12 protein-coding genes are annotated in these 12,353 nt (G+C 68.1%); 2 read left to right on the forward strand and 10 right to left on the reverse strand.

Annotation, left to right across the window (positions count from 1 at the left end; all coding sequences use genetic code 11):
- On the forward strand, nucleotides 1-366 hold the full coding sequence (locus EV646_RS13570; protein WP_132148288.1) for an avidin-fold protein: 366 nt from the start codon (nucleotides 1-3) through the stop codon (nucleotides 364-366).
- A gap of 219 nt (nucleotides 367-585) precedes the next feature.
- Here the strand turns inward: EV646_RS13570 and EV646_RS13575 are convergent, their stop codons facing one another.
- The 9 genes from EV646_RS13575 to EV646_RS13615 form a co-directional block, all read right to left on the reverse strand.
- Nucleotides 586-1,524: a 4-(cytidine 5'-diphospho)-2-C-methyl-D-erythritol kinase gene (locus tag EV646_RS13575; RefSeq protein ID WP_132148290.1), complete on the reverse strand. Its 939-nt coding sequence runs from the start codon at nucleotides 1,522-1,524 to the stop codon at nucleotides 586-588.
- A 68-nt stretch (nucleotides 1,525-1,592) separates the two neighbouring features.
- Nucleotides 1,593-2,471: a 16S rRNA (adenine(1518)-N(6)/adenine(1519)-N(6))-dimethyltransferase RsmA gene (gene rsmA / locus EV646_RS13580; protein ID WP_132148291.1), complete on the reverse strand. Its 879-nt coding sequence runs from the start codon at nucleotides 2,469-2,471 to the stop codon at nucleotides 1,593-1,595.
- A gap of 16 nt (nucleotides 2,472-2,487) precedes the next feature.
- Entirely contained in the window at nucleotides 2,488-3,606 is a 1,119-nt protein-coding gene (locus EV646_RS40620; RefSeq protein ID WP_132148293.1) for a resuscitation-promoting factor, read from the reverse strand.
- Nucleotides 3,607-3,825: 219 nt separating this feature from the next.
- Complete coding sequence (locus tag EV646_RS13590) at nucleotides 3,826-4,440, reverse strand: nitroreductase family protein (protein WP_132148295.1); 615 nt, start codon at nucleotides 4,438-4,440, stop codon at nucleotides 3,826-3,828.
- Between the two features lie 12 nt (nucleotides 4,441-4,452).
- Nucleotides 4,453-5,361, reverse strand: a complete 909-nt coding sequence (locus EV646_RS13595; protein ID WP_132148297.1) for an ornithine cyclodeaminase family protein — start codon at nucleotides 5,359-5,361, stop codon at nucleotides 4,453-4,455.
- Nucleotides 5,355-6,269: a TatD family hydrolase gene (locus EV646_RS13600; RefSeq protein WP_132148299.1), complete on the reverse strand. Its 915-nt coding sequence runs from the start codon at nucleotides 6,267-6,269 to the stop codon at nucleotides 5,355-5,357. Before EV646_RS13600 ends, EV646_RS13595 begins: the two co-directional genes overlap by 7 nt.
- Nucleotides 6,270-6,341: 72 nt before the next feature.
- Nucleotides 6,342-6,767, reverse strand: coding sequence for an SRPBCC domain-containing protein (locus tag EV646_RS13605; protein WP_132148301.1), 426 nt, complete (start codon nucleotides 6,765-6,767; stop codon nucleotides 6,342-6,344).
- A gap of 66 nt (nucleotides 6,768-6,833) precedes the next feature.
- On the reverse strand, nucleotides 6,834-8,588 hold the full coding sequence (metG, locus tag EV646_RS13610) for a methionine--tRNA ligase (protein ID WP_132148303.1): 1,755 nt from the start codon (nucleotides 8,586-8,588) through the stop codon (nucleotides 6,834-6,836).
- 41 nt (nucleotides 8,589-8,629) lie between these two features.
- Entirely contained in the window at nucleotides 8,630-9,538 is a 909-nt protein-coding gene (locus EV646_RS13615; protein ID WP_132148305.1) for an NADP-dependent oxidoreductase, read from the reverse strand.
- A gap of 138 nt (nucleotides 9,539-9,676) precedes the next feature.
- On the opposite strand from EV646_RS13615, the gene EV646_RS40625 reads away from it, so the two are divergent.
- On the forward strand, nucleotides 9,677-10,939 hold the full coding sequence (locus EV646_RS40625) for a helix-turn-helix domain-containing protein (protein WP_132148307.1): 1,263 nt from the start codon (nucleotides 9,677-9,679) through the stop codon (nucleotides 10,937-10,939).
- On the opposite strand, the gene EV646_RS13625 is transcribed toward EV646_RS40625, so the two are convergent.
- Nucleotides 10,936-12,351: an ATP-binding protein gene (locus tag EV646_RS13625; protein ID WP_132148309.1), complete on the reverse strand. Its 1,416-nt coding sequence runs from the start codon at nucleotides 12,349-12,351 to the stop codon at nucleotides 10,936-10,938. The two genes, EV646_RS40625 and EV646_RS13625, sit on opposite strands and share 4 nt — an antisense overlap.
- Between the last annotated feature and the right edge of the window lie 2 nt (nucleotides 12,352-12,353).

The following is a 12,353-nucleotide window of genomic DNA, read 5'->3' on the forward strand; positions in this document are numbered from 1 at the left end:
ATGGACGCCCCGAACTACGACGGCCGGATCTTCCGCCCGGTCGGCAACCCGCCGGACGCGCCGACCGGGCGCTACCACCAGAACGGGAAGCTGATCTGGGCCGAGTTCGGCGGCGGCCGCCTCTACTTCGGCCGCCTCGTCGGCACCTGCGACGACGACGGCACCATCACCGCCACCTACTGCCAACTAGCCACCGACGGCACCACCACCGCCGGCCGCGTCACCAGCACCCCCGGCCTCACAGCCGACGGCACCCTAACCCTCACCGAGCACTACCACCGCCTGGACGGCACCTCCGGCATCTCGGTCATAGAAGAAGTCGACCCGTCCCTGGCTCCACCCTGCCCGGAGTCACTGTCTGGCTGACGGCGGGCGCCCCGCACTCACCAACGGCCGCGGCTCCCCTCTGCCCACGCTGAACTCAACCGCTCTCCTGCCCGCCCGCCGAGGTTGATGAGTGCGGGCGGACCGCCAGGCCATCACAATCGACGGTTACCCGGACACCAGACGCTCAAGACACCCAGCGAGCCGCAATTGCGATGGCCTGCAGGTCCGCAGAGAGTCCGAAGTCCCGGCCGGCGCGAGTCAGCGGTTGACGGGGGCGGGGAGGATTCGGGCGCCGGGGACGGGGCCTTCGGCTTGGCGGACCATGCGGCAGAGGCCGGATTCGGCGAGTTCTACGGCGAGGTCGACGGCGCTGCGGCTGTCGGCGGCGAGGAAGAGGCAGGTCGGGCCGGAGCCGGAGACCTGGGCGGCGAGGGCGCCCTTGTCCAGGCCGAACTGGAGAGTGTCACCCAGCTCGGGGCGCAACGACAGCGCGGCCTTCTGCAGGTCGTTGCTGAGGGCAACCGCGAGTGCGCCAGGCTGGCCGGACAGCAAGGCGGACAACAACTCGGGCCGCACTTGGGGCGTCTCGACGCGGCGGAGAGGACGTAGGCGGTCCAGTTCGCGGTAGACGGACGGCGTGGACAGCCCGCCGTCGGCGATGGCGAAGACCCAGTGGAAGGTGCCGCGCGACATCACCTCGGTGACCTGCTCGCCACGCCCCCGGCCGAGCGCCGTATGACCGACGAGGCAGAACGGTACGTCGCTGCCCAGCTCAGCCGCGATGTGCTGCAACTCGGATTGCGACAGCTGCAGTCCCCACAACCGGTTGCACGCCACCAAAGTCGCTGCCGCGTCAGTGGAACCGCCCGCCATCCCACCCGCGACCGGAATCGTCTTCCGGATCGTCAGGTCGACGCCTTCCTCGACGTCGTACTCGGCCTGCAGCAACTGCGCCGCGCGGACGGCGAGATTCGTCTCGTCGGTCGGTACGTCGTTGGCGAAGTCCCCGACCACCTCAACCGAGACCGAGGAGTCGTCGTCACGAACCACCGCGGTCACGTCGTCGTACAGCGCGACGGCCTGGTAGATCGTGGCGAGCGGGTGGAACCCGTCCGGACGCGGCGGACCGACCGACAGACCGAGATTGATCTTGGCCGGCGACCGCACCGTGACCTCAGAGGATGGTGGCACTCGCACAGGCTAGGGCATGTCCGTCTCTCCCGTGCAGTCACGAGCAGGTGCTCGGCGGAGATACCCCAGGTGCCTCAGAGAGCCTTCGCTGCACCTGCGAGGGCTGCGAACTCGGTGATGCCCAGCATCTCGCCGCGCAGGCCGGAGTCGATGCCCGTAAGCCGGAAGACCTCGTCCAGCCGGTCGCGGTCGGGCATCCACCGGGCGAGCGCCGAGCGGACGGTCTTGCGCCGCTGCGAGAAGGCGGCCTCGATCACCGCGAACACCTCTTCCCGCGAAGCCGGCGTGGCCGGTGGTTCACGCCGTTCGAAGGCGACCAGCCCCGAGTCGACGTTGGGCGCGGGCCAGAACACGTTCCGCCCGATCGGTCCGGCCCGGCGGACCTCGGCGTACCAGGCAGCCTTCGCGGACGGTACGCCGTACGTCCGCGAACCCGGCGGGGCCGCAAGCCGGTCAGCGACCTCGGACTGGACCATCACCAGCCCGTGCCGCAGCGAGTCGCACACCTCGAGCAGATGCAGCAGCACCGGTACGGCGACGTTGTACGGCAGATTGGCGACACAGGCCGACGGCGACCCGAACTGCGCAGGCCCGACCTCCATCGCGTCCGCCTCGATCACGGTGAACCGATCCGCCTGATTCGGCGCGTACGACGCGATCGTCGACGGCAGCGCCGAGGCGAGCAAAGGGTCGATCTCGACGGCGGTGACCGAGTGACCGTCGGCCAGCAACGCCAGCGTCAGCGACCCCAGCCCGGGGCCGACCTCCAGCACCGTCTCTCCGGCGTCAAGGGAAGCCGCCCGGACGATCCGGCGGACCGTGTTGGGGTCGATGACGAAGTTCTGGCCGCGCTGCTTCGTGGGGCGCACCCCGAGCGAGGCGGCCAGTGAACGCACTTCCGCCGGACCGAGAAGCCTCGGTCCGGCGGAGGTGGATGAATCAGCGCTGCTCACACAGCACAGTCTTGCATCAAGCGCGCTTGCCGCAGACCGGCCAGGCGCCGTAACCACCGCGGTCGGCCTTGACCTTCTCCGCGATCGCGATCTGCTGCGCCTTGGACGCGCCGTTCGCGTTGTACGCGTACGCCGTACCGCCGTACGCCGCCCAGGTGCCGTGGTCGAACTGCAGGCCGCCGTAGTAACCGTTGCCGGTGTTGATCGACCAGTTGCCGCCCGACTCGCACTCGGCGATCCGGTCCCAAGCGCTGGTGTCGCCCGTGCTCGGCGCGGTGTCGGTGGTCGGCTCCTCCGGCTTCGGCTTGGTGCCGATCACGACCTTCGAGTCGACCGGCGCGGTGACGACCTTGCTGGTGACCACCTTCGTGGCCGACAGCTTGCCGTCCAGGTAGGTGTACAGGTACGTGACCGACTTCGATCCGGCCTTGCCCGCGGCGGTGGTCTTCTTGGTGCCCTCGAGCAGGGTGGCCGACTTGGTCTCGTCGCTGCCGAACGCGATCGTCTCGGTCTTGGTGACCTTCCTCAGGTCGACCTTGACGTAGCCGATCCGGTTCACACCGGGCTTCAGCGCGGTGGCCGCCGCCGGGGTGATCCGGTCGTCCTTGTCCCAGACGATCTTCGCGCCGGTGAGCGCCTCACCGACGGTCGAGGCGAGCGACTTGAGGTTCGTGACCTTGCCCTGCCGCACGATCTGCACGGTCTTCGGGGTCCTGACGACGAGTTCCAAGCCCTGGCGCCCGATCGGCGCGCTCCGGCTGGTGGAGAAGACTGCTCCCCCGTCGTACCGCAGGCCCAGATCCGCGAGCGCCTCATTGACGCTGTCGGCGGTGGTCCAGAAGGCCTTCTTGGTGCCGTCCGCGGTGACGATCAGCTGGCGACCGTACTGCACCGCGATCTCTTGGCCGTCCTTGAGCTTGGAGTCTGGGGACGGAGCGACGACGTCGTGCTCACCGACCTCGATCTTCTTGGCCTTGAGGGCGTCCGCCACGGTGGAGCCGAAGGTGTGAACCTTCTGCACCTGGCCGTCGACGGAAAGACTGACTGTCTTGCTCTTGCTGGCATAGGCCACGGAGCCGCCCGCGACGGCGAACGCAGCCGTCGCACCGACGGCTACGAGAATGGACTTACGCACTAACGCTCCCAGGTAGGGCTACCCGGGCACGGGGTTGGACAGCACAGGCGCAGGTCACGCTGATCGGGCGTAATGGGACCCAAGCAACACGATCAACGCCGAGGGGCGTGCTGCCCGGAACCTTCCCCGATCCCGGCCAACATCACGGGACCATAACGAAGAAGTAGCGAAAGCGCCAATCCTCTCGTCGGCGAGTCGGGAAAAGGTGTAATGAGCCAGTCACACGTCGTGACGATCCCAGTGCCCTCGATGGACCACTTCCGCCGTACTCCGGCGGCCTCGTTTGAGCGACGGCGAGCGCTTGTCGGGCGCCCGGTAGCCGACCGACAGCAGCCCGATCAGGTCGTAGCCGGCGGGTACCCCGAACTCCTCGTACAGTTCACCCACCTTTTCCGCTCTAGGCCCGAAAAAGCAGGCTCCCAGGCCTTCGTCGACCACTGTCTGAAGCATCAGCAAAACCGCCATCCCGGTGTCGACGAACCAGTACGGCGCCGTCCAGTGGGACTCGGAGCGATCGGTCCAGCCCTTGTCCGATTCGGCGTACCGATCGAGGTACGCGTCCTTGTGCGCGAAGGCCAGGATCAGCAGCGGTGCGCGGCGAAGTCCTGTGAGCCATCCCACATATTTCTCGTCGGCTCCTTCGGCCGCGATCCGCCAGTACCGATCGCGGTCCTCACCCTCCAGCGTCAGGAACGCCCAGCCCTGGCTGAACCCGCCTGACGGCGCACGCAGACCGTTCTCCAGGATTCGTTCCCGGATCTCCGCCGGGACCGGCCGATCGGGGTCGTAGTTGCGGACCATCCGGCGTCGGCGGACTACCTCACTGAACTCCATGAGGAGTGTCTATCAGCCCCGCTCTATCAGCCGCGCCAGCAGGAACGCCTCGGTCCCAGCGAGCCCGACCGAGCAGAAGATCACGGTCTGGTCCGGCGTCGTGCGGCCGGGCGCGTCGCCGGCCAGCACGGCGCCGAGACTCGTCAGGCGGTCGTGCTGCGGCGTCCCGGTGAGGATGAACGGCGGGTCGTACGCCGACGTCTGCGCGACCGAGTCCGTCACGGCGACATCCGCCCGAGCGACCAGGCCGGGACCGAACTCGGCGCGACCTATCTGCTTCGGTCCGAGCGTGGTCACGTAGGCGCCGGGCGCGACCCAGTCGGCCTCGATCACCGGGGTCGGGCTGTTGGTCGCGAGTACGACGATCTCGCGTCCCTCGACGGCGTCACGGGCCGACTCGGCCGGTGACGCCGGCAGTCCGAGCTCTGCGGAAACCCTTGCAGAAAAGGCGTTTCGCCGTACTGGATCACGGCTGAAGACACGGACCTCGCTGAGCTGGCGGACCGTCGCGATCGCCCACAGCTGGGTCCAGGCCTGCGCTCCGGTACCGATCAGGCCGAGGGTGGTCACGTCCGGATTGGCCAGAGCGTCGACCGCGACCGCGCCGATCGCGCCAACCCGGCGCGGGCCCAGCTCGTTGCCGATGGCAACATCGCGGACAGCGCCGGTGTGCCAGTCGTGGACGACGACCAGCTGGCTGCCCGGATCGGTGTCGAAGGAGTCGTACGAGCGATAGCCGTACCACTCCCCGGTCAGTGCGCCGGTGGTGAAGACGAGCTTCCCGTCGCCGAGGTCCGCGGACACCCGCGGCGGGGTCTGCAGCCGGCCGGTGTGGGCGGCGAGAATCGCCTCCCGCATCCACTCGACCGCGGCTTCTGGGGCGAGTCGACGGATGTCCGCGTCCGTCAGGACCTTCACCATGGGCCGCCGAAGGCCCTGTTCGCGTTGGTGTTCAGGGCGTCGCAGAGCTCCGCGACCGAGATGTTCAGCACACCGGCCATCTTCCGGACCGTGTGCGGGATCAGGTACGACGCGTTCGGCTGCCCGCGATGCGGGGACGGGGTCAGGTACGGCGCGTCGGTCTCGACCAGGACGCGGTCGAGCGGCGTCACGGCGAGCGCGTCCCGCAGCGACTGGGCATTCTTGAACGTCACCACCCCGGCGAAGCTGAGGAACGCGCCGCGGTTCGCGCACTCGCGGGCGAACTCGGTGTCGCCGGAGAAGCAGTGCATCACCAGCCGGTCCGGCACGCCTTCGCGGTCCAGGATCTTCAGGATGTCGTCGTGTGCGTCCCGGTCGTGGATCATCAGCGTCTTGTCCAGGCGCTTGGCCAGCTCGATGTGCGCGGCGAACGACTCGTGCTGTGCGGCGCGGCCGTCCTCGCCGGTGCGGAAGTAGTCCAGTCCGGTCTCGCCGATCACCCGGACCTTGTCCGAACTCTTCGCCAGCCGCTCGATCTCGGCCAGCGCGCTGTCGAGCTCGCCGGCGGCCTTCAGCTTGGGCGCTTCGTTGGGGTGCAGCGCAACACCGGCGACGACGCTCTTGTACTGCTGGGCGGCCTCGACCGCCCAGAGCGCGCCGGGCAGGTCGCAGCCGACCTGGACGATCCTGGTGACGCCGACCGACGAGGCCAGCTTGATCGCGTCGGCCGGGCTCAACCAGGCGCCGTCCTCGCCGTCGGCGATGTCCAGATGGCAGTGCGCGTCGACCACACTCATCGGCAGCGGATCGGGCACCGCCGGCCGGCTCCGGTCCCGCGAGCGGCCGTCCTCCCCGATGGGCGCCCGCTCGCGCGTCGGCCGGTCGACTTCCACACCATCTCTAGCCATAGGGATCAGATTACTGACCTCTATGACTGCTCTCCCGATCCCGTATCACGCGCGGGGATGGGGAGAGGCGCCCTATGACTCGGCGGCTTCCTTGACTTTGGTGACGAGCATGTCCCACATGCCTTTGGAGTGCTCGGCCTCTTCCTGGGAGCTGTTGTTGTCCTGGGTGAGTTTCAGGTGCGTCGACGTACCGTGGTCGTCCAGCTCGTAGGTGAGCGTGTGGTAGTTCTCCGGTACGTCGGGCTGGCCGGTCAACGGACTCCAGTGCGTCACCTTCAGCAGCCGGCCGGGGTCGGCCTCCAGGATCTCGCCCTTGTCCTCGTAGGCCTTGCCCTCCCATTCACCGCTCCACGTGACCGGACTGCCTTCCTGCCAGTCCGTCTTCACATCGGCGCCGAACCAGATCTCCTTGAGCTGATCGCGATCGGTCAGCACCTCCCACACGCGGGCGGGTGAGGCGCTGATGTCGGTCTCGGCGGTAGCCAGATAGTTCGTCATGCTCCTCAACTCCTCTCTCTCCCCCGACCGTACGACGCCCTGGCCTTACGGTCTTGTACAAAAGCGTCACCCGAGCCGGGCCAGCTCCTCGTCGACCACTTCAGGCGCCAGCTTCGCGAAGATCGGGGTCGGCGGCTTGATTGGAGTTCCCGGTACGACGGACTCCGATGCCCATCGGGGTTGCGCTGAGTAGTCGCCGGTGATGATCGGGTACGACGGGCCGCCGTCGAGGTCGGCTGCGTCAACGATTTCCGGCTGTGGCAGGAACTGGCCGGTGCCGCCCAGGGCCTCATGGACGCGTTGTGCGGAGTGGGGCAGGAACGGCGCCAGTAAGCGGTTGCTGTCGGACACGAGCTGCGCGGCGACATGGAGGATCGTTGCCTTGCGCTCCTGATCCGGCTCCTTCCATGGCGCTTGCTCGGAGAGGTACTGGTTGGCCTCGGCAGCGTTCCGCATCGCCTCGCCGATCGCGAGCTTCAGCCGCTGGTGCCGCAGATGGTCGCCAACGGCATCGAACGCCTTCTTGCTGACGGCAAGGACCTCGTGGTCGGCCGCAGTCAGGTTCGACGCTTGCGGGATCGCGCCGAAGTTCTTCGCGATCATCGACGCGGTCCGGTTGACCAGGTTGCCCCACGTGCTGACCAGCTCGTCGTTGTTGCGACGGACGAACTCCGCCCAGGTGAAGTCGGTGTCCTGGGTCTCCGGCCCGGCAACGGAGATGAAGTACCGCAACGCGTCCGGGCCGTAGCGTTCGAGGACGTCGCGGACGTAGATCACCACCGACCGGCTGGACGAGAACTTCCGGCCCTCCATGGTGAGGAACTCGCTGCTCACCACCTCGGTCGGCAGGTTCAGTACGCCGTACTCACCGGGCGATGCGTTGTAGGCAAGGAGTTCGGCCGGCCAGATCTGGGCGTGGAAGGTGATGTTGTCCTTGCCCATGAAGTAGTACGACTGCGCCTCCGGGTCGCACCACCATTTGCGCCACGCATCCGGATCACCGCTGCGGCGGGCCCACTCGATGCTCGCGGACAGGTAACCGATCACCGCGTCGAACCACACATACAGCCGCTTGTTCGGGTTGTCGTCCCACCCCGGCAGCGGGACCGGGATGCCCCAGTCGATGTCGCGGGTCATCGCCCGCGGTTTGACGTCGTCCAGCAGGTTCAACGCGAACTTCAGCACGTTCGGCCGCCAGCCGGTACGGGTCTGCAGCCAGGAGCCGAGCGCGTCCGCGAGGGCCGGTAGGTCCAGGAAGAAGTGCTCGGTCTCGACGAAGACCGGAGTCTCGCCGTTGATCCGGCTGCGCGGGTTCCGCAGGTCGATCGCGTCGAGCTGGTTGCCGCAGTTGTCGCATTGGTCGCCGCGCGCTCCGTCGTACCCACAGATCGGGCAGATGCCCTCGATGTAGCGGTCCGGAAGAGTCCGTCCGGTCGATGGTGAGATTGCGCCCATCGTGGTCTTCGGGACGAGATATCCGTTGCGGTGAACGGTTTTGAAGAGCTCCTGCGCGACGGCGTGGTGGTTGCGGGTGGTGGTGCGGGTGAAGAGGTCGTAGGAGAGTCCGAGGCCCTGCAGGTCCTCGACGATCACCCGGTTGTAGCGATCCGCGAGCTCGCGCGGCGACACGCCTTCCCGCTCGGCCTGGACGAGGATCGGCGTACCGTGCTCGTCCGTCCCCGACACCATCAGCACGTCGTAGCCGGCCATCCGCAGGTACCGGCTGAACACATCGGAGGGAACACCGAAGCCGGACACATGGCCGATATGCCTGGGACCGTTCGCATACGGCCAGGCCACGGCGGACAGGATGGTTGCCATGCGGCCGACTGTAGAAGCACAGCCGGCCGCATGCGACGGGATTACGGGAGTACGACGACCTTGCCGCGGGCGTGGCCGGATTCGCTGAGCTCCTGGGCCTTGGCGGCGTCGGCCAACGCGAAGGTCTCGGCGATGCGGACCCGGAGGTTGCCGTCGGCGGCCGCCTGGAGCTGGTTCGTCAGGCCGGCGGCCGCAACGTCGGGCGCGCTGCCGCCCGTGGAGAACGCGATCCCTAGGTCGCCGGCGGTCATGGCGGCGATGGTGACGATGCGGTCTGTGCCGCCGCGGAGCTCGATCGACTCCTCCAGGCCGCCCTGGCCTGCGGTGTCGAACACCGCGTCGATCCCCTGCGGTGCGGCCTCGCGGACCCGGTCCAGCAGCCCCTCGCCGTACTCGACCGGGATGGCCCCGAGCTGACGCAGGAAGTCGTGGTTCACGGGCGACGCCGTACCGATGACCGTGACACCGGCGGCCACGGCAAGCTGTGCCGCGATCGAGCCGACCGCGCCGGCCGCGCCGTGCAGAAGCAGCGTCTCGCCCTCCTTCACGCCAAGCTCGTCGAGCACACGCTGCGCCGTCTCACCGGCGACGGGCAGGCCGACCGCCTGCTCCCAGCTGACCGCGGCGGGCTTGCGTACGACGTTGCCGACGACAGCGTGCTCGGCGTAGGCGCCGGTCTTGGACCAGCCGACCACCTCGTCACCGATCGCGAACTCCGCACCCTCGCCGACCTCGTCGACCACACCGGCGACCTCGAGCCCGGGCGTGGCCGGGAAGGTGATGGGCATGAACGCCTGGACCCAGCCGTGGCGGATCTTGAAGTCCATCGGGTTCACCCCGGCGGCACGGACTCTGACCCGCACCTCACCCGGTCCGGGGTGCGGCTCGGCCACGTCCTCGGTCCGCAACACCTCGGGACCGCCGAACTCCTCGAAAACCACCGCTTGCATGAAAGCCTCCATCGATTGGTTGATGTTTCAAGTAAGCGTGCCGGAGTCCGCAGATATTCCGACTGGCCGTTCGGACAGTTCTCCCCCATCCGAAAGACGGGCTCGGGTGGACGCATCAACCGACGTACCCTGAACGACATGCTGACGAAGAGCCTCGACGCGGCGGAACTGCTGGCGGCCGCGGCGCAGATCCTCGACGGGCCGGCGGACGAGATCCTGACCCGGTTCTCCGCCGCGACCGCCGAGCTGATCCCGCACCGGGCGATCGCGCAACTCGCCAGCCAATGCGCGGCTACGCCAGTCACCGCGGTCGGCGAGCCCGCGCTTGCCAAGGCCATCACCGGTGCCGACCTGGCCGGCCTGCTCGGCACCGTCACCGCCGGGCAGCCGTGGCAGGGCGTCGTACCGATCGCAGGCTCGATCCACCCCGTCCTTGCCATCGCCAGCGACCGGGCGCCCCGGGGTTCGGTGGCCGTCTTCATCCGGTACGACGAGACGCCGGCAGCCGAAGCTGGTCTGGTCCAGGCGATGTGGGACCTGTTCACCACGCACATGTACCGGCTCACGCTCGAGCAAGAGCCGAGTCACCTCGCGCAAACGCGGGCCGTCGCCCAGGCCCGCAACGACGTCGCCGCCGAACTCGGTGAAGCTCACGCGGCCACGCTCGCCACCCTCCTCGGCGTACTGCGGAACCAGCGCATCGACGACACCTCGGCCCGTTCGATGGCCGTCGATCTCGCGCTGAACGGGCTGGCCGAGCTCCGCAACGACTCCCAGCGGGATCGGGTGCTGAGCGGCGAGGAACCGGTGGGCAAGGCGTTCGATCGCCTCGCCGACTCACTCCGCGCCCTGCTCCGACACGGCCCGGTCGAGCTCGAACTGGATGCACCCGGCAACGACCGGCTGATCTCCGCCGGGGTCGCCCACGCGGGCCGGGTCGCCGTCCGTTCCGTCGTACTGGCGATGCTCACTCAAGATCCGGTACGGCGGATCCGCGTGGGCTGGCGGTGGGACGGGACGGAGCTCCAGTCGACCGTCCGTGATGACGGCCCGGGGCGACTCGAGGACGTCCTCGACCTGGGTCAACTCGCCGAACGCCTCCGACTCCATGAGGGCGACCTGGACCTGGACGCCGTACCCGGCTGGGGCCTGACCGCCCGGATCACCCTCAAGGCGCACGCATCGCCTCAGCCGATCCAGTCAGACCCGCTCGCCACCCTCGGCACCCGCGAACTCGAAGTCCTCGAACGCCTGGCCCAAGGCCACCGCAACCGCTCCATCGCCGACGACCTCCACATCAGCGAATCCACGGTGAAGTTCCACGTAGCCAACATCCTCACCAAACTCGCCGTAACCACCCGAACCCAAGCCGCCGCCCTCTACCACGCAACAGCGGTCTAGTGCACAGACCAGCCGGCCAGCAGTTCGGCCGGACCGTAGACCGCATCGAGGCCGATCGCTGTGACCCCGTTGCGCGAGACTGCCACCAGAGGAACCGGATCGTCCGTCAGCCGACTGCGGTGCTGCTGGAGAGCAGCCAAGTCACGCGCATCGAAGTGACTGTTTTCCAGCCACTTGATCGAACCGAGGAACAGGAGCTCCTTGGCCACCGGGCCGCGGTCGGCGCCGACCAGGTCGATCTCGACATCGTTGCTCCGGGTCCAATATCCGCCGACGACAGGTGCCGCGGGCAAATGGTCGTCCGGGAGCAAGCGGGCCAGGGATTCGCGGATCAGCGGCTCGACCGCACGACCGCGCCAGGTGCTCCAGTTCTCCTCGATCCGAACCAGGGCCAGGTCGCCACGCATCCGCTCGATCTCGGCCATGTGCGGCGCGAGAAAGGTCAACCAGAACCGCAGGTAAGGATCAGCGATCCGATACCGACGCTCCTTCGAGGGGGACAGTGAGACGGGCAGCTCACCCACGACGATGCCCTTGTCCGTCAAGATCTGCATCGCCCTGGTCAGACTGGCGTGCTGGAGTCCGCCGGCAGCACGGGCGATGTTGCTGAACGTCCGTTCGCCGCTTCCGAGCGCGCGCAGTACCTCACCACCCAGCGCTCGCGGCGGAAACTCGGCCGCCAGCGACCGCTCCGCCGACACCAGCAGCGGGGAAGTCGGATCGCTCAGGGACGTCTTCAGGAAGTCGCGCAGCGTGCCGCCCGGCCGCCAATCCCTGGAAATCAAGGGCAATCCACCGGTCACCAGTGCCGCATCGAAGGCCACGGCGGGCTGAAGGTCGAGCATGTCCGCGAGATCGGCCGGCGTGAGCGGACCGACGACCATCTCGCGACCACGCTGGTGAAACGGCCGTTCATAACTGTTCAGGGACTCCATCATCGACAGGTCCGAACCGACGAGCAGCAGAAGCACAGGCTTGCGACTGAGCAATCGGTCCCACGCCCGCTGCAGCACACCCTCGAAGGCGTCCACACGATCCATCAAGTACGGAACCTCGTCGATCACCACGACGCTGGGCTGATCGTCCGGCAGCAGCTCCGCGAGCAGACGCAGGGCGGCGCTCCACTGGGTGGGCGCCTCTTCGGCGAAGAGCTCCCGGTCGGGCAGGTTCGATGAAGCGACCGCCTCGGCCAGTTCCGTCAGCTCATCCTCGGCCGACCGGCCGGCTGCCGTGAAGAAGACGTACGGCGTGTCCGCCGTCCGCAGGAACTCCTCGACCAGGCTCGACTTTCCGACCCGGCGGCGGCCCCGGATCAGGATGCACTCCCCCGGCTGGACGGCGTTCGACCGGATCCGCGTCAGCGCATCACGCAGTACGCCCAGCTCGTGAGCCCGACCGATGAACCGCCGCACCC

It is taken from the genome of Kribbella antiqua, from assembly GCF_004345665.1.
Classification (GTDB): domain Bacteria; phylum Actinomycetota; class Actinomycetes; order Propionibacteriales; family Kribbellaceae; genus Kribbella; species Kribbella antiqua.

Excerpts from the sequence above, each read along its gene's own strand:
- EV646_RS13595 (WP_132148297.1), bottom strand. The coding sequence starts at position 5,361 with ATGGTGAAGGTCCTGACGGACGCGGACATCCGTCGACTCGCCCCAGAA.
- EV646_RS13600 (WP_132148299.1), bottom strand. The coding sequence starts at position 6,269 with ATGGCTAGAGATGGTGTGGAAGTCGACCGGCCGACGCGCGAGCGGGCG.
- metG (WP_132148303.1), bottom strand. The coding sequence starts at position 8,588 with ATGGCAACCATCCTGTCCGCCGTGGCCTGGCCGTATGCGAACGGTCCC.
- EV646_RS13605 (WP_132148301.1), bottom strand. The coding sequence starts at position 6,767 with ATGACGAACTATCTGGCTACCGCCGAGACCGACATCAGCGCCTCACCC.
- EV646_RS13590 (WP_132148295.1), bottom strand. The coding sequence starts at position 4,440 with ATGGAGTTCAGTGAGGTAGTCCGCCGACGCCGGATGGTCCGCAACTAC.
- EV646_RS13615 (WP_132148305.1), bottom strand. The coding sequence starts at position 9,538 with ATGCAAGCGGTGGTTTTCGAGGAGTTCGGCGGTCCCGAGGTGTTGCGG.
- EV646_RS13570 (WP_132148288.1), top strand. The coding sequence starts at position 1 with ATGGACGCCCCGAACTACGACGGCCGGATCTTCCGCCCGGTCGGCAAC.
- EV646_RS40625 (WP_132148307.1), top strand. The coding sequence starts at position 9,677 with ATGCTGACGAAGAGCCTCGACGCGGCGGAACTGCTGGCGGCCGCGGCG.